This is a genomic window from Mesorhizobium sp. M0715 (assembly GCF_040320355.1).
GTDB lineage: Bacteria > Pseudomonadota > Alphaproteobacteria > Rhizobiales > Rhizobiaceae > Mesorhizobium.
In genome coordinates this window covers 373,311-388,942 of the sequence record NZ_JAMYPL010000002.1, presented here as the reverse complement: position 1 = coordinate 388,942, position 15,632 = coordinate 373,311, and the positions used below count along the sequence as shown (strand labels likewise).

Here is a 15,632-nt window from a genome sequence, read left to right as displayed (position 1 = left end):
TATGGCAAAACTCGACGCCATCACCCTTTCGGTCCTCCAGGCGGCCCTGCAACAGGTCTGCGACGAGATGGACCTTACGTTCTCTCGCGCCGCTTTCTCGCCTGTCATCGCCGAAGCCAACGACCGCTCCGACGGCATCTATTCGGCTGTCGATGGTTCGCTGATCGCGCAGGGAAGCCAAGGCCTGCCGGTGTTCGTCGGCGTCATGCAATATTCGACCAGGACGGTGATCGAGATGATCGCCGACGGCCGCTGCCTAGCCCCGGAGCCGGGTGACATCTACATCGTCAACGACCCCTATCTCGGCGGCACCCATCTGATGGATGTGCGCTTCGCCATGCCGGTCTACCGGGCCGGAAAAATCTTCTGCTGGCTGTCCAACACCGGCCACTGGCCAGACATCGGCGGCTCGGTGCCGGGCGGTTTTTCGGCCTCCGCGACCGCGGTCGAGCAGGAAGGCCTGCGGCTGCCGCCCGTAAAACTGTTCAAGAAGGGCGTGCTCGATCCGGAGATCTACGCCATCATCTGCTCCAACATCCGCGTTGCCGACCAGCGCATCGGCGACATCAGGGCCCAGGCCGCCGCACTGCTGATCGGCCAGGACCGGCTTAACGGAATCCTGGATCGTTACGGTGACGAAACCGTTGTCGAGGCGATCGCCGAACTGCGCCGCCGCGCCGCCGAGCAGATGCGCGCCAACATCTCAGCCATTCCCGACGGCACCTACCATTCCAAGGCGTTTGTCGATTCCGACGGGGTGGTCAACGAGCCGCTGACCATCGCGCTCGCCGTCGAGAAAAAAGGCAATACGCTGACTTTCGATTTCACCGGCTCGTCAAAGCCCTGCGCCGGGCCGATGAACAGCGTGCTGGCGACGACTTTGTCCTCGGTCTATCTCGCCATGCGCCACATTTTCCCTGATGTGCCGATCAGCGCCGGTGCCTTCGAACCGCTTGAAGTCAAGCGGCCGGAAGGCACTTTCCTCGACGCCAGATACCCGCGCCCCGTCTCGGGCTGCGCCGCCGAAGTGTCGCAGCGCATCGCCGAGGCGGTGTTCGCGGCCATGGTGCAGGCGCTGCCCGACAAGGTGACGGCGGCGCCCGCCGGCTCCAGCGGCAATTTCGCTCTTGGCGGCAACGACCCGGCGCGCGGCCGCGATTATGTGATGTACCAGATCTCCGGCGGCGGCTATGGCGGCAATTCAGGCCATGACGGGCTGACCAATGGCTGCTCGACCATCGGCATCTCGAAGTCGCCACCGGTCGAGATCATGGAACAGGCATTCCCGGTGCTCTACCGCCATTATGCCTTGCGCGAGGGTTCGGGCGGCGCTGGCAAGCATCGCGGCGGTTTCGGCCTCGCCTATGAGGTCGAAATCCTGCGCGGTGACGCCCGGGCCTCCTTCGTCATGGACCACGGCCGTTTCGGCCCACAGGGCGCACTCGGCGGCAGGGATGGCGCGGTCAACACGGTGACCGTCTTCCGCAACGGCGAGGAACATGTGCCGCTGCACCTTTCGAAGGAGCAGGACATTGCGCTCAAGGCCGGCGACCGCGTGCGCGTCGGCACGCCGGGCGGCGGCGGCTACGGCGATCCGCTGCAGCGCGATCCGGATCTGGTGCTGCGCGACGTGGCGCTGGGGTACTACACATCAGAGGAAGCCACCGAAAAGTTTGGCGTTGTCCTCTCGGCCGGGGAGTTGGCCATCGACCGGGCGGCGACCAACAAGCAGCGCGCCGGGTAACGCACCACCGATCGCCTGGCCTGGATCGCCCGCCGCGCCGCGATCGCCGCAGCGCATGTCGTTTCCGTCTCCGCCACACGCCCGGAAGACCGTAGACTTCCCGCTTTCAACGGGGAACTCGAACATGCGTCTTTCCGGTCGTTTCGTGCTTGCCGCTTCCGTCGCCCTCACCCTTGCCACGGGCGCCGCCTCCGCCCAGGACAAAAAACTCAGGATCGGTACCGAGGGCGCCTATCCGCCCTTCAATTACGCCAGTGCCGACGGCACGCTGGGTGGCTTCGACATCGACTTGGGGAAGGCGCTGTGCGCCGAGATGAAGGCCGAGTGTGAGTTCAGCGTGCAGGATTTCGATGGTTCCATACCGGCGCTGCAGGCCGGCAAGTTCGACGCCATCATCAACATCACCATCACGCCCGAGCGGGCCGAGAAGGTCGAGTTCACCCACAAATACTACCAGACGCCGCCGGCCATCGCCGTACCGAAGGATTCGACCATATCAGGCACCTCGCCGGACGACCTGAAAGGCAAGGCGCTCGGCGTGCAGACTGCGACCATCCACCAGAAATTCGCCGAGCAGAAATACGCAGGCTCGACCGTCAAGGCCTATCCGACCGGCGACGACGCCCGCACCGACATGGCCAATGGCCGGCTCGATGCGATGATGGACGGCTCGATCATCCTGACCGAATGGCTGAAGAAGTCCGACGGCGCCTGCTGCAAGCTGCTCGGCACGCTGACGGCCGATCCGGCGATACACGGCCCCGGCGTCGGCATCGCGCTGCAGAAGGGCAACAAGGAGCTGGCCGACAAGCTCAATGCGGCCATCGACGCGCTGCGCGCCAACGGAAAATACAAGGAAATCAACGACAAGTACTTTTCCGTCGACGTCTACGGCAGCTGAGACCGACAATAACCACCTTCGGCAGCGCCGTCTGGCGCTGCCGTTTTTCTTGAATGATGGAGACTTCCTTGGCCGAGCGGCGCTCCCCTTTCTACAGCAGCATCGTCGGACTGGGCGCGGCCATGGGTCGTGTCGGCGGCGATTTCATCTCGGCCAAAACTTATTCCGGCATTGCCGACGAGCACCTGAACACCCGCAAGAATGTCGGCGTGCAGGATCTCAGCACCATGGGCAAGATGGACATCAAGGGGCCGGACGCCGAGGCGCTGGTCAACCATGTCATCGTCAATGATGCCGCGGCGATGAAGCCCGGACAGGTGCGCTATTCCACGCTCTGTCGTGAGGATGGCGGCATCATGGACGACCTCACCGTGTTCCGGCTGGCGGCCGAGCACTTCATGCTGGTGACCGGCTCGGTCAACCGCCTGAAGATGCTGCCCTGGCTGTTGCATCATGCGCAGGGGCGCAAGGCCTATGTCACCGACATCACGGCGGCCATCGCCTTCCCGACCATCCAAGGTCCGCGCTCGCGCGAACTGTTGAAGGCGATGATCTCGGATGCCGATCTGGACGGGCTGAAGCGCTGGTCGTTCACGTCAGGCCATATCAACGGCACGCGGGTGCTGATCTCGCGCACCGGCGTCACCGGCGAGCTCGGCTTCGAACTGTTCGTGCCTGCCGACGAGGCGGCCTCCGTCTGGGACGCGCTGATGCGGACCGGCCGGGATTTTGGCCTGAAGCCCTATGGCGTGCTGGCGATGTTCACGCTCGGGCTGGAAAAGGCCTATCCGGCGCATGGCATCGACATGGACGAGAGCCGCACGCCGTTTCATGTCGGCCTCGACCGCTGGATCAAGTTCGACAAGGGCGATTTCGTCGGCCGGCAAGCACTGCTCAAGGTTCGCGACAAGGGCCTCGACGAGCAATGGGTCGGCCTGATCCTCGACGGCGACAAACCGGCCACGACGGATGCCAGGGTGATGGCCGATGGCGAGGACGCCGGCATCGTCACCTACAGCGACCACGGCTATTCCCTCGGCAAGGTGCTGGCGACCGCGCATCTGCGGCTGCCTTTCACGGCGATCGGCACTGAATTGAACATTGATATCGGTGGTCAGCCGACGCGTGCGGTCGTGGCGCCGATACCGTTCTTCGATCCCGAAGGAGCGAGGTTGCGAGGTTAGCTGACCCCCATCGGGTGTTTCGGCCTTTCCAAGGTATGCGGGCCGTCAACCCAAGCGACCGTCGAAACTTCCGCGGTAGCCGGAACGATCAGCTCTCGCCGTCGATCAGCGTCTCCAGCAGATCGAGCAACTGCTCGAGCTTTTCGTGGCCGAAGCGCTGTTCGATGTCGTCATAAATGACGCGACGCTCGGGCGACAGGGCGTCGATCAGGGCGGAACCGGCGGGCGCAATGGTTAGAACGACGCGGCGGCCGTCGCCTTCGGCCTTGTTGCGGGTGATGAATTTGCGTCCCTCGAGCGCCTTGATGATGCGCGTCAGGCTGGGCGGCAAAACCGAGGCTCGGTCGGCGAGTTCCGTCGCCTCGACCGGGCCGGCTTCGCTCAGCACGCGCAGCACGCGCCATTGCTGTTCGGTCACGTCATGCGCGGCAAGCATCGGCCGAAACCGCGCCATCACCGCTTCGCGGGCATGAAGCAGCGCCATCGGCAGAGAACGACGGGTATTTTCCGGCAGCAAGAAAAGAGCCTCCCACGCTTGCGATCGAAACAGGCCCTCCCTCGGCCGAATCCGCCTGCCAGGGCCCGTTCCCGCCTTCCCGTATCGTTGCGCCAAGGCCGATGCAAGGCTTGACTTCGCGCATGCTGCATGTAATTAACGCGTTAACTACAACAAGGCAATAACCCAGGGAACGAAACGCCGTGCCTCACTTCTCCATCGAGTATTCGGCCAATCTCGATGCCAAGGTCGATATGGGCGAACTGTGCGCTCTGGTGTTGCGCACAGTGCTGGACACCGGGCTGTTCGAAACCGGCGCCGTGCGGGTGCGGGCGTTTCGCGCCGAGGCCTACGCGATGGCCGACAGGCTGCCGGAAAACGCCTTTCTCGACATGTCGTTTCGCATCGGCACCGGCCGCAGCGCCGACGACAAGAAGCGGACTGGCGAGGCTGTCTTCGCGGCGGTGAGCGAATACCTTGGCACGCTGTTCGAGACCCCGCATTTCGCCCTGTCGCTCGAAATCCGGGAAATCGACCCGGTGCTCAGCTGGAAGAGAAACGCAATCCACCCGCGACTGCGCGGCAAGTGACGGAACCCGACATGTCCGACCTGCAAGGCAATCTGAACAAGGCCGAGGCCTATCTGGCCCGCTTCAAGCGCGATGGCGTGTTGAACCAGATCGGCGGCGAGGCGGTTCCCGCCATCGACGGCACTGCGTTCGAGAGCATTTCGCCGATTGACCTCAAGCCACTGGCCAAGGTCGCGCGCGGCGGCGCCGCCGACATCGACCGCGCCGCCAAGGCGGCCAAGGCGGCATTCCTGGCCTGGGCCGCCATGCCGGGCGAGACACGCAAAAAGCTCCTGCACAAAATAGCCGACGCGATCGAGGCGCGAGCCGAGGAGATCGCCTTCGTCGAATGCATGGATACCGGCCAGGCGCTGAAGTTCATGGCCAAGGCGGCACTGCGCGGGGCCGAGAATTTCCGCTTCTTTGCCGACCGCGCGCCGGAAGCCCGCGATGGTGAGACGCTGCGGACGACAGGCCAGGTCAACATCACCACGCGCGTGCCGATCGGCCCGGTCGGCATCATCACGCCGTGGAACACGCCGTTCATGCTGTCGACCTGGAAGATCGCGCCGGCGCTGGCGGCTGGGTGCACCGTCGTTCATAAGCCGGCTGAATTCTCGCCGCTGACCGCCCGCCTGCTGGTCGAGATTGCCGAGGAGGCCGGCCTGCCGAAAGGCGTGTGGAATCTCGTCAACGGTTTTGGCGAGGACGCCGGCAAGGCGCTGACCGAGCACCCTGCCATCAAGGCGATCGGCTTCGTCGGCGAAAGCCGTACCGGCTCGATGATCATGAAACAGGGGGCCGACACGCTGAAGCGTGTGCATTTCGAACTCGGCGGCAAGAACCCGGTGATCGTCTTTGCCGACGCCGATCTCGAGCGCGCCGCCGACGCAGCCGTTTTCATGATCTATTCGCTGAACGGCGAACGCTGCACTTCGTCGTCGCGCCTGCTGGTCGAGGCCTCGGTCTACGACAGCTTCACCGCCAAGGTCACTGAAAGGGCGAAGCGCATCGTCGTCGGCCATCCGCTCGATCCGAAAACGGTGGTTGGGCCGCTGATCCATCCGGTGCATGAAAAGAAGGTTTTGTCCTATATCGACATCGGCAAATCGGAGGGTGCGACGCTCGCGGCCGGCGGCGGCAAGGTCGATGGGCCGGGCGGTGGCTGCTATGTCGGCCCCACCCTGTTCACCAACGTCACCAACCGCATGCGCATCGCGCAGGAGGAGATCTTTGGGCCGGTGCTGAGCGCCATTCCGTTCGCCGACGAGACGGAAGCGCTGGCTCTGGCCAACGACACGCAATACGGCCTGACCGGCTATCTCTGGACCTCGGACGTCACCCGAGCGTTTCGCTTCACCGATGCGCTCGATGCCGGCATGATCTGGGTCAATTCCGAGAATGTGCGCCATTTGCCTACCCCGTTCGGCGGCGTCAAGAATTCCGGCATCGGCCGCGATGGCGGCGACCATTCCTTCGATTTCTACATGGAAACGAAGAACGTAGCCTTCGCGACGACGGCGCACGCGATCCAGAAACTCGGCGGCTGAAGGAGGAAATCAGATGCCCTTGCCCAAGCCCAACCTCTATCCCGCCTTCAACATCGTGCGCCTCAGCCATGTCGAACTGGCGGTGACCGACCTCGCCAAATCCCGCGCCTTCTATGTCGACACGCTCGGCCTGCAGGTCACCGACGAGACATCGGGCGCCATCTATCTGCGCGCCATGGAGGAGCGTGGCCATCACTGCATCGTGCTCAGCAAGGCGACGACGCCGGAGGCACGCGATCTCGGCTTCAAGGTCTTTTCGGATGACGACCTCGACAAGGCCGAGCATTTCTTTAAGGGCAAGGGCCTGCCGGTGGAATGGGTCGAGCGGCCTTACCAGTCGCGCACCTTCCGCACGCGCGACCCGCACGGCATACCGCTCGAATTCTACGCTGAGATGGAGCGGCTGCCGCCGATCCACCAGAAATACGCGCTGTACAAGGGCGTGAAGCCGCTGCGCATCGACCACTTCAACTGCTTCTCGCCCAATGTCGACGAGTCCGTCGCCTTCTACAACGAGCTCGGCTTCCGGGTGACCGAGTATACCGAGGACGCCAGCAGCGGAAGACTGTGGGCGGCGTGGACGCACCGCAAGGGCGGCGTGCACGACATCGCCTTCACCAACGGCATCGGCCCGCGCCTGCACCACGTCGCCTTCTGGGTGCCGACGCCGCTCAACATCATCGACCTGCTCGATCTGATGGCAACGACGGGCTATTTGCCGAACATCGAACGCGGCCCCGGCCGGCACGGCATTTCCAATGCCTTCTTCCTCTATGTCAGAGACCCGGACAACCACCGCATCGAGATCTACTGTTCGGACTACCAGACGGTCGATCCGGACCTCGAGCCGATCAAATGGGACCTCAAGGACCCGCAACGCCAGACGCTGTGGGGCGCGCCGGCGCCAAAAAGCTGGTTCGAAGAGGGTAGTGTGTTTGCCGGGGCTGCGGTGCGTCAGCCGGATTTGACGGCTTCGCCGATCATTGCGCCGTGACGATGGACGAGGAGACCCGGATGACTGGACATGGGCGGCTCGCCACCTTCACCGTCGGCGGCAAGGCGCGCTATGGCGCGATCACGAGCAAGGGCGTCATCGACCTGGCGGCGCGCCACGGCCAGTGGCCGACGCTGCGTGAAGTGATCGAGGCCGGCGCCTTGCGGCGGCTGGCGGAAGAGGCGGAGGCGTTTGCCCCAGATTTCCCGCTCGACGCCATCGCCTATGAAATCCCGATACCTTCGCCTGAAAAGATCATCTGCGTCGGCGTCAACTACCCTGACCGCAACGAGGAGTACAAGGACGGCCAGGCAGCGCCCTCCAACCCGTCGCTGTTCATCCGCTTCCCCCGATCTTTCGTCGGCCATGGCGCGTCGCTGGTGCGGCCACCAGAATCCCCGCAGCTCGACTATGAGGGCGAAATCGTCATCGTCATCGGCAAGGCAGGCCGGCGCATTGCCGAGGCCGACGCGCTCGGCCATATTGCGGCGCTGTCGCTGTGCAACGAGGGCACCATCCGCGACTGGGTACGGCATGCCAAGTTCAACGTCACGCAAGGCAAGAATTTCGACCGCAGCGGCTCGATCGGTCCATGGCTGGTGCCGTTCAGCGACGAGGCGCAGATCGCCGACATAGCGCTGACCACCCGCGTCAATGGCGAAATCCGCCAGCAGGACCGCACCAGCCGGATGATTTTTTCATTCCGCAAGATCATCACCTACATCTCGACCTTCACCACGCTGGTGCCGGGCGATATCATCGTCACCGGCACGCCGACCGGCGCCGGCGCCCGCTTCGAGCCGTCGATCTGGCTGAAGCCGGGTGATGTGATCGAGGTCGAGGCAGACGGCATCGGCGTGCTCAGAAACGGTGTCGTCGACGAGGCAGCGCAATGACCCTGGAGCAAGTGGAAGACGCCGCGGCAAGGCTGTTCGAAGCCGAGCGGTCGCGCCGCCAGATCCGTCTGCTCAGCCTCGATTTTCCCGATGCGACGATGGAGGACGCCTACCGCGTGCAAGCGGCGCTGGTGACGCGAAAGATCGATGCCGGGCTGAAGCCGAAAGGCTGGAAGATCGGGCTAACCTCCAAGGCGATGCAGTACGCGCTTGCCATCGACACGCCGGATTCGGGCGTGCTGTTCGACGACATGTTCTTCAATGACGGCGCGACGGTGCCGGCCGACCGCTTCATCCAGCCGCGCGTCGAGGCCGAGATCGCCTTCGTCATGAAGGCGCCGCTGAAAGGCCCCGGCGTGACCATCTCCGATGTGCTCAACGCCACCGACTACATCACCCCGTCGCTGGAAATCCTCGACACGCGCATCGAGCGCATCAATGCCGAGACGAAGAAGGCACGCACCTTCTTCGACACGATTTCCGACAATGCCGCCAATGCCGGCATCGTCATCGGCGGCCGGCCGCAGCGGCCTGATGAGGCCGACATGCGCTGGATCGGCGCCATCGTTTCGCGCAATGCCGAGGTCGAGGAAACCGGGCTTGGCGCCGGCGTGCTCAATCATCCGGCGATGGGCATCGCCTGGCTGGCGGACAGGCTTGCCCGCTACGGCATGTCGATCGCGGCGGGCGAAGTCGTTCTCTCCGGGTCGTTCGTGCGCCCGGTCGAGGCGCGGCCCGGCGACACGATCGTTGCCGATTTCGGCAGCTCGGGAACGGTCAGCATCCATTTCGCGAAGGGCTGACGGTCGCCAGCCCGCACAGCAGCCCTATTCGCCACGCAGATAGGCGATCACCACATCGGCTGCGATGGCCGACATGCGCAGACCGACCTCCCTGGTGATGTCGCCTTCGACGCGGCTCTGCACCCAGCCAAGAAAGGCAAAGGCACGCAACGCGGAAAACAGCGGCAGCGCGGCGATGTCGCGCGCCGTCAGCTCCCGCTCCTGCCGATAGCCGTCGAGCAGAGCGGCCTCGATCAGCGGATAGATCGCCTCCTCGCGGTTCTGGTACAGCGCAACGGCAAGGTCGTACATGTGCCAGCCATAGCCGCAATCGTCGAAGTCGATGATGCGGATCGCACCCTCATGGACAAGCACGTTCTCGCGCACCAGATCGGCGTGGATGATGCCGAAATTGCGGGCGCTGCGTTCGTGCTCCGACAGCGCCTTCACGGCCTTCTCCCGCGCCTGAAAGACCAGCTCGCGACGGGCGCCGTCGAGGAAGGGCGAGGTCTCGAAGCGGCCCCAATTCGGGTTGGCGCCGAAGAAGCCGTCGAAATCCCAGGCATGGCGGGCAAAGCCGGACGGAGGCGTCCAGGCAGACGTGGCATTGTGCATGTGGGCGATGGTTCGGCCGATCGCGGTAAAGACCTGTCTTGCCTGCTCGGGCGTAAAATCCAATGGCACGCCTCGCGCCCCGACAGCGCGGCCTTCCAGCCAGCTCAGACAATCGGCTTGCCGGGGCTGCACTGAGGCGGCTGGGCTGACGAGCACGAACAGATCGCCGGCCTGCGTGGCGACCGGCGACGGTGTGGCGATGCCGGCGGATTGCAGAAAACCCATCCATTGCAGTTCCGAGCGCAGCGCGGCGTCCGTGTGATAGCCAAGCCGATGAATGCGCATGGCGGCCGGCTGGCCTGTTGGCAAGATGACGCGAAACACCGCGTTCTCGCGGAATTTCAGCAGCTCCGGCTCACCCTCACGAATGCCCCAATGTTCGAGCGCGCGCCTAGCAAGAGCCGTGACATCGGCAGCCGTCTCGGGCTCTGACTGCTCGGAAACTGCGCTCACGCCTTCCCTCCGCCGACTTCACCCAGCACCTCGTCGAGGACGCCGATCAGGACGTCGGCATTGTCGCGCGAAAACGGCATGGGCGGGCGGATCTTGAGCACATTGCCGTGGATGCCGGTCTTGCCCATCAGCACGCCGCGCTGGCGCATGCGGTTGGCGACCTGCTCGGCGATGTCGGGCGCCGGCTCACGGGTCTCGCGGTCGTGAACCAGTTCGGCGCCGAAGAACAGCCCGGCACCCCTGACCTCGCCGATGCATTCATGGCGCTCGGCCAGCGGGCGCAGCAGACCGAGCGCATAGGCGCCGACATCGCGTGCGTTGGCGACGAGATTTTCCTGCTCGATGACGTCGAGAACGGCATTGGCCGCCGCGCAGGAAACCGGGTTGCCGCCAAAGGTGTTGAAGTAGCGGAAGGCGTTGCGGAAGGTCGCCAATATCTCCCTTGACGTGACCACGGCGGCGATCGGATGGCCGTTGCCCATCGGCTTGCCCATGGTGATGATGTCGGGAACGAAACCGGCGCGCTGGTGCCCCCAGAAATGGCTGCCGGTGCGGCCGAAACCGGGCTGGACCTCGTCGGCGATGACAAGCCCACCGGCATCACGCACCGCGCGCATCGCGTCGTCGAAAAATCCATTAGGAAGCGTCGGGAAGCCTTCATTGGCGAGCAGTGGGCACAGGATGATGCCGGACAGGCCGATGCCGTCCTTTGCCAGTGCGGCGATCGCTTCGCGCACAGCGTCGCCAAAAGCCTTGCCGTTGGCCATCGCATCGGGATGGCGAAAACTGTCGGGTGCCGGCACCAGCCTGACATTGCGGGCGCGGCCGCCGACCGGCGGCATGCGGGTGCTGAGCTGCGAAACCGCCGTGGTGTTGCCATGGTAGGTGGCGTCGGTGGCGATGATGCCCATGCGGCCGGTGGCGGCCTGCGCCATGCGCAGCGCGATGTCGTTGGCCTCACTGCCGGTGCAGGTCAGGATGGCTGTGGACAGGCTGGCATCGAAGGTCGCGGTCAGCCGCTCGACATAATCGAGGATGGCGGTGTGCAGATAGCGTGTGTGGGTGTTGAGCAGGCTTGCCTGCCGGCACAAGGCCTCCACCACATGCGGGTGGCAGTGGCCGACATGCGCGACATTGTTGTAGGCGTCGAGATATTTGCGGCCGTCGGCATCGTAGAGCCAGACGCCTTCGCCGCGCACCAGATGCACGGGCTCGTCATAGAACAATTGCGATTTCGCGCCGAGCAGGCGGGAACGCCGGCTAACCAGTGCTTCTTGCGATTGACTCATTGCGTCTTGAAACTCCGTTGTGGCCAGCTAACCCGTCAGGCCTTCGACAGGCCTGCATCCAGCGCTTCGCCGATCTTCGTCACATCGGCGGCGGTGATGATGAGCGGCGGCGACAGGATGATGGTGTTGCCCGACACACGCAGCATGACGCCGGCCTCATAGGCGGCCTCCGAAACCACGGCCATGGTCTTCTTGTCGCCCGGCTTTTTCGTCGTGCGGTCCGAGACCAACTCCAGCGCCGCCATCAAGCCCTTGTACCTGACATCGCCGACGATCGCATGCCTGGCCTTCAGCCCCTCCAGCGCGGCCGCGAGTTCGACGCCCCGTGCCGCCGCGTTCTCGTTCAGGCGAAGCCGTTTGGTCTCGGCAAGCGCCGCCAGACCCGCCGCGCAGCCGACCGGGTGGCCGGAATAGGTATAGCCGTGGCCGATCGCACCAAAACTGGTCTTGTCGGCCTCGAAGACATCGGCGACTTTTCCGCCGATCAAGGTCGCGCCGAGCGGGAAATAACCTGACGTGATCGCCTTGGCGATGGTCATGAAATCCGGCTTCACGCCGGACAGACGCGAGCCCGACCATGCGCCGGTGCGGCCGAAGCCCGTCACCACCTCGTCGGCGATCAGCAGGATCTCGTGGCGGTCGCAGATCTCGCGCACCAGCGGCATGAAGCTCTCATGCGGAACGATGACGCCGCCGGCGCCGAGAACCGGCTCCATGATGAAAGCGGCGATGGTGTCGCCGCCCTGGAAGGCGATTTCGTCCTCCAGCGCCTTGGCGCACAGTTTTGCCAGCCGCGCGGGATCGGTCTCGTCGAACGGGTTACGGAAGGTCCAGGGCGCGGGAATGTGGAAGACGCCGGGCAGCAGCGGCTCGTAGTTGCGGCGGAAATTGGCGTTGCCGTTGACCGAGGCGCCGCCGAAATGCGTGCCGTGATAGCCCTTCTTCAAGGCGAGGAATTTTGTCCGGTCGGCCTGGCCGCGGATCTTCCAGTATTGCCGGGCCAACCGCAGCGCTGTTTCGACCGAGTCCGAACCGCCCGAGGTGAAGAAGGTCCGCACCATGCCTTCTGGCTCGAACCATTCGCAGAGTTCGTAGGCGAGTTCGATCGACGGTCCGGTCGAAGTGCCGCGAAAGCCGGAATAATAGGGCAGCGCGCCAAGCTGGTCGGCGATCGCCTTCTTGATCGGGTCGCAGCTGTAGCCGAGATTGACGTTCCACAGGCCGCCGACGGCATCGAGCACGGTGTTGCCGGCGATGTCGGTGACCATCACGCCCTCGCCCTTCATGATCACCTTTGGCGGGTTGGCCCGCATCTCGGCCGGATGCGCCATTGGGTGCCAGATCGGCTTGGCGTTGGTTTCGGTGAGAAAATTGATGTCGCGCATGAAAGGGCTCCGCAAAAATCTCAGGCAGCTGAAACGAGGTCGAAATGGCCGAGTGCTTCGGCATAGGATTGGGCCGGGTGAGCAACGTCGAAATGAACCGTGCGCATGCCGGCAGCACAGCCGCCATCGACATTGCGCTGCTGGTCGTCGACGAAGACGCAGGCACCGGCCGGCAGGCCGAGCGCTTCGGTGACCAAGGCATAGGCGCGCGGATCGGGCTTGAGGATGCCGGTGTAGGTGGCGTCGGTGATCACATCGAAGAAGCCGAGCAACGGCAGCCGCTGGCGGAAGTCGGCGCCGTAGAACAGGTCGAGTTCATTGGACAGGATGGCCAGTCGAAAGCCGGCCGCATGCACCGTGCGAATGGCGCTGTCAGCTTCGGGCCGCACCACCTTTTCCGGCTCCGCGCCACGCGCGCGCCGGACGAAGGTTTCCATCGCCTGCCAGTCCTCGCCGATGAGCTGACCGACCTCACTGGTGCGGGAGCGCCAGTAGTCGCGCTCGCTGATCTCGTCGGTTTGCATCGCGCGCCACAGCGGATCGCTGTCAGGATCGAACGGCCCGCGCCATTGCAGCGTTCCAGGCGCAAGGCCGAGCGCCTGTTCGGTCAAAGCATGCGTTTCGAACAGGGTCCGGGTGACGACGCCGCCGAAATCGAGGACAAGCGCCTGGGCGGGAACAGCACTCACGCTGCCACTCCCTTGGCCGGCTTGCCGCGCGGGACGATGCCTTCCTCGACCCAGCGGTCGAAGATCTCGAGCGCCTTGCCGACGAAGTCGTCGCTGTTGATGTGAGCGTCGATCTCGTGGAACTCGACCCCGGCGGGAATAGCCCTGCGCATTTCGTCAGTGAAGGCCGCGAGAGCCTCGGGGTCATAGAGCGGCTCGCCCTGCACGTCCCATTCCTGGATGCCTCCGGTTGGCAGGATGAAGGCGGAGCGGCCTTTCGCGGCACCGAGCTTGGCGGCGATGGTCTTGGCGACCTGGCGGCGATCGTCGGCATCGACGGTGACCGAAGCGATCAGCCTGTTGTGGGCATGAAACGGCCGCGTCGAGAATTTAGCCGGCAAATCCTGCCAGGTCGGCAGATCGACCATGTCGACCGCCCCGGGTGCGGCGATCTGCGGAATGCCGCGAGCGCCGGCATTCTCCAGCCGGTCGGCGCCGGAACTGACGACGGATCCCGCGAGATGATTGGTGATTTCCTGCAGGCTGAAGTCGAAGACCGCGCAGAAATGATCTTGGCCGGCGATCGATTCGAAGGCGCGGCCGCCCATTCCGGTGGTGTGGAAGACCGCAACGTCATAGCCGCGCCGTTCTAGGGCCGGCTTCAGCGTCTTCATGTAGCGCAGGCAGCTGCTGCCGAGCGAGGTCATGCCGATGGTCGGCCCCGGTGCCTGCGCTGACGCGCGAGACGCCAGTACGATTTTAGCCGCGCCGACGACCGCACCGCAGGCCTGCGACAGGACCAGCCTGCAGATGTTGTTGAGGCCGTACAGTCCGCCCGCCCAGAGGATCATCATCAGGTCGGGGGCGACGCGCTCGGGCGGGATGAGATGCGAATAGGCGATGGTCGAGACGACGAATTTCGGCACGCCGAGCGGCAGGCAAAGCGCCACGTCGAGCGCCAGATCGGTTCCCATGGAGCCGCCTATGGCAATGAAGGCGTCGATCTCGCCACTTTGATGGAGCTTGCGCACCAGCTGCACGGCGCCGCCGGCCATCAGCGTCATGGCGGTGTTCTCATCACCGCTCGAAACGATCTCGGCGATCGTCACATCTACAGCCCGGGCCACAGCGTGCTTGTCGTGGTCCGGGCTGTAGGGCGGGTCGCCCAGCACGCTGACATCCATCATCACGGCGCTGCCGCCCGACGCATCGATGCACTGTTTCATGAACAGCAGCTCTTCGGCCTTTGTGTCGCCGGTGCCGATGACCAGGATGCGGGGCGCTGTCTCCAAGGGCATCAGGCCTGCCTCCTCAAGATTTGCAGGTTTTCGCCGTTGAGGCGCATGGAAATCTCCCGTGCCGCCTCCCTCACGGCAAGTCCCCGTTCGGCGATCGCGGCTGCCGTCGTTCTGGCCTTTGGCGCCGCCACCGCGATGGTGCCGAGCGCAAAGCCATCCGCCCCGCGGATTGCCGCCGCGACGCTGATCACACCTTCCTCATAGCCCTGGTCGCAGATCGAATAGCCGCGCTCGCGCGCCTCGCTCATGGATCTTGAGATTGCGGCCGGCTCGATCAGCGTATGGGCCGTGAACGCGTCGAGCGAACCCGTCAGGCATGCCTTGACGGTCTCGTCGCGGGCGAAGGCCAGATAGGCGATGCCTGACGCGGTCGAATGCAGGGGCAGCAACTGACCGATGTCGATGTTGACCCGGTTCGCCCATGCCGGATGCTCGACATGGACGGTGACCAGGCTGTCGACGCCGAATTCCGACAAATGCACGGTCTCGGCCGTCGATGCTGCCAGGTCCCGCACCAGCGGAACAGCCGTCTGCAGGAAGGGAAAGCGCGCTTCGCGGATGCGCGCCAGCCGCGACAGGCCGGCGCCGAGGCGATAGTGCCGCGTGCCGATATCCTGCTCGACAAAACCATGGCCGGCCAGCGCAACCAGCAGCCGCCTTGTCGTCGCCTTGTCGAAGCCCGAGCGGCGCGCCAGATCGGACAGGCCGAGCTCGGGCTCGTCGACGCTGAACAGCTCCAGAAGCGAGATCGCTTTTCCGACCGTACTCAAATTTGCCTCCCGGTTCGGGACAATCATTTAACGTGTGA

Annotated in this window: 15 protein-coding genes; 8 read left to right on the top strand and 7 right to left on the bottom strand. The window is 64.5% G+C overall.

The window, feature by feature from the left end; genetic code table 11:
* Position 1 precedes the first annotated feature (1 nt).
* The 3 genes from NKI21_RS03780 (at position 2) to NKI21_RS03770 (ending at position 3,829) form a co-directional block, all read left to right on the top strand.
* Entirely contained in the window at positions 2 to 1,744 is a 1,743-nt protein-coding gene (locus tag NKI21_RS03780) for a hydantoinase B/oxoprolinase family protein (protein ID WP_023810849.1), read from the top strand.
* A 124-nt stretch (positions 1,745 to 1,868) separates the two neighbouring features.
* Complete coding sequence (locus tag NKI21_RS03775; RefSeq protein WP_352440644.1) at positions 1,869 to 2,645, top strand: ABC transporter substrate-binding protein; 777 nt, start codon at positions 1,869 to 1,871, stop codon at positions 2,643 to 2,645.
* Between the two features lie 53 nt (positions 2,646 to 2,698).
* Complete coding sequence (locus NKI21_RS03770; protein WP_352864552.1) at positions 2,699 to 3,829, top strand: aminomethyl transferase family protein; 1,131 nt, start codon at positions 2,699 to 2,701, stop codon at positions 3,827 to 3,829.
* Positions 3,830 to 3,917: 88 nt separating this feature from the next.
* On the opposite strand, the gene hpaR is transcribed toward NKI21_RS03770, so the two are convergent.
* Positions 3,918 to 4,313, bottom strand: coding sequence for a homoprotocatechuate degradation operon regulator HpaR (gene hpaR, locus NKI21_RS03765; protein WP_127276380.1), 396 nt, complete (start codon positions 4,311 to 4,313; stop codon positions 3,918 to 3,920).
* 215 nt (positions 4,314 to 4,528) lie between these two features.
* Here hpaR and NKI21_RS03760 point away from each other — a divergent pair, with 215 nt between their 5' ends.
* Genes NKI21_RS03760 through hpaH form a run of 5 tightly spaced genes read left to right on the top strand, consistent with a single transcriptional unit; the run spans position 4,529 to position 9,137 of the window.
* Positions 4,529 to 4,915, top strand: a complete 387-nt coding sequence (locus NKI21_RS03760) for a 5-carboxymethyl-2-hydroxymuconate Delta-isomerase (RefSeq protein ID WP_023810846.1) — start codon at positions 4,529 to 4,531, stop codon at positions 4,913 to 4,915.
* An 11-nt stretch (positions 4,916 to 4,926) separates the two neighbouring features.
* Positions 4,927 to 6,444, top strand: a complete 1,518-nt coding sequence (gene hpaE, locus NKI21_RS03755; RefSeq protein ID WP_352440642.1) for a 5-carboxymethyl-2-hydroxymuconate semialdehyde dehydrogenase — start codon at positions 4,927 to 4,929, stop codon at positions 6,442 to 6,444.
* Between the two features lie 13 nt (positions 6,445 to 6,457).
* Positions 6,458 to 7,438: a 3,4-dihydroxyphenylacetate 2,3-dioxygenase gene (gene hpaD, locus NKI21_RS03750; RefSeq protein WP_352440641.1), complete on the top strand. Its 981-nt coding sequence runs from the start codon at positions 6,458 to 6,460 to the stop codon at positions 7,436 to 7,438.
* 20 nt (positions 7,439 to 7,458) lie between these two features.
* Entirely contained in the window at positions 7,459 to 8,334 is an 876-nt protein-coding gene (locus tag NKI21_RS03745; protein ID WP_352440640.1) for a fumarylacetoacetate hydrolase family protein, read from the top strand.
* Positions 8,331 to 9,137 (top strand): 2-oxo-hept-4-ene-1,7-dioate hydratase, encoded by an 807-nt coding sequence (hpaH, locus tag NKI21_RS03740; RefSeq protein ID WP_352440639.1) that lies wholly within the window; start codon positions 8,331 to 8,333, stop codon positions 9,135 to 9,137. Before NKI21_RS03745 ends, hpaH begins: the two co-directional genes overlap by 4 nt.
* Before the next feature lie 24 nt (positions 9,138 to 9,161).
* Here hpaH and NKI21_RS03735 read toward each other — a convergent pair whose 3' ends face one another.
* The 6 genes from NKI21_RS03735 to NKI21_RS03710 are packed head-to-tail and all read right to left on the bottom strand — an operon-like array spanning position 9,162 to position 15,594.
* Positions 9,162 to 10,184, bottom strand: a complete 1,023-nt coding sequence (locus NKI21_RS03735; protein WP_352440638.1) for a phosphotransferase enzyme family protein — start codon at positions 10,182 to 10,184, stop codon at positions 9,162 to 9,164.
* On the bottom strand, positions 10,181 to 11,473 hold the full coding sequence (locus NKI21_RS03730) for an aminotransferase class III-fold pyridoxal phosphate-dependent enzyme (protein WP_352440637.1): 1,293 nt from the start codon (positions 11,471 to 11,473) through the stop codon (positions 10,181 to 10,183). Before NKI21_RS03730 ends, NKI21_RS03735 begins: the two co-directional genes overlap by 4 nt.
* Before the next feature lie 35 nt (positions 11,474 to 11,508).
* Entirely contained in the window at positions 11,509 to 12,858 is a 1,350-nt protein-coding gene (locus tag NKI21_RS03725) for an aminotransferase class III-fold pyridoxal phosphate-dependent enzyme (RefSeq protein WP_352440636.1), read from the bottom strand.
* Between the two features lie 20 nt (positions 12,859 to 12,878).
* Complete coding sequence (locus NKI21_RS03720) at positions 12,879 to 13,547, bottom strand: HAD-IA family hydrolase (protein WP_352440635.1); 669 nt, start codon at positions 13,545 to 13,547, stop codon at positions 12,879 to 12,881.
* Positions 13,544 to 14,824, bottom strand: a complete 1,281-nt coding sequence (locus NKI21_RS03715; RefSeq protein WP_352864545.1) for a Tm-1-like ATP-binding domain-containing protein — start codon at positions 14,822 to 14,824, stop codon at positions 13,544 to 13,546. The genes NKI21_RS03720 and NKI21_RS03715 overlap by 4 nt, the downstream gene beginning before the upstream one ends.
* Entirely contained in the window at positions 14,824 to 15,594 is a 771-nt protein-coding gene (locus NKI21_RS03710) for an IclR family transcriptional regulator (protein ID WP_352440634.1), read from the bottom strand. The genes NKI21_RS03715 and NKI21_RS03710 overlap by 1 nt, the downstream gene beginning before the upstream one ends.
* Positions 15,595 to 15,632 lie beyond the last annotated feature (38 nt).

What these genes read in the sequence shown, in the direction of transcription:
- NKI21_RS03780 (WP_023810849.1), top strand. Translation starts at nt 2, where the DNA reads ATGGCAAAACTCGACGCCATCACCCTTTCGGTCCTCCAGGCGGCCCTG.
- NKI21_RS03775 (WP_352440644.1), top strand. Translation starts at nt 1,869, where the DNA reads ATGCGTCTTTCCGGTCGTTTCGTGCTTGCCGCTTCCGTCGCCCTCACC.
- NKI21_RS03770 (WP_352864552.1), top strand. Translation starts at nt 2,699, where the DNA reads ATGATGGAGACTTCCTTGGCCGAGCGGCGCTCCCCTTTCTACAGCAGC.
- hpaR (WP_127276380.1), bottom strand. Translation starts at nt 4,313, where the DNA reads ATGGCGCTGCTTCATGCCCGCGAAGCGGTGATGGCGCGGTTTCGGCCG.
- hpaE (WP_352440642.1), top strand. Translation starts at nt 4,927, where the DNA reads ATGTCCGACCTGCAAGGCAATCTGAACAAGGCCGAGGCCTATCTGGCC.
- hpaD (WP_352440641.1), top strand. Translation starts at nt 6,458, where the DNA reads ATGCCCTTGCCCAAGCCCAACCTCTATCCCGCCTTCAACATCGTGCGC.
- NKI21_RS03745 (WP_352440640.1), top strand. Translation starts at nt 7,459, where the DNA reads ATGACTGGACATGGGCGGCTCGCCACCTTCACCGTCGGCGGCAAGGCG.
- hpaH (WP_352440639.1), top strand. Translation starts at nt 8,331, where the DNA reads ATGACCCTGGAGCAAGTGGAAGACGCCGCGGCAAGGCTGTTCGAAGCC.
- NKI21_RS03730 (WP_352440637.1), bottom strand. Translation starts at nt 11,473, where the DNA reads ATGAGTCAATCGCAAGAAGCACTGGTTAGCCGGCGTTCCCGCCTGCTC.
- NKI21_RS03725 (WP_352440636.1), bottom strand. Translation starts at nt 12,858, where the DNA reads ATGCGCGACATCAATTTTCTCACCGAAACCAACGCCAAGCCGATCTGG.
- NKI21_RS03715 (WP_352864545.1), bottom strand. Translation starts at nt 14,824, where the DNA reads ATGCCCTTGGAGACAGCGCCCCGCATCCTGGTCATCGGCACCGGCGAC.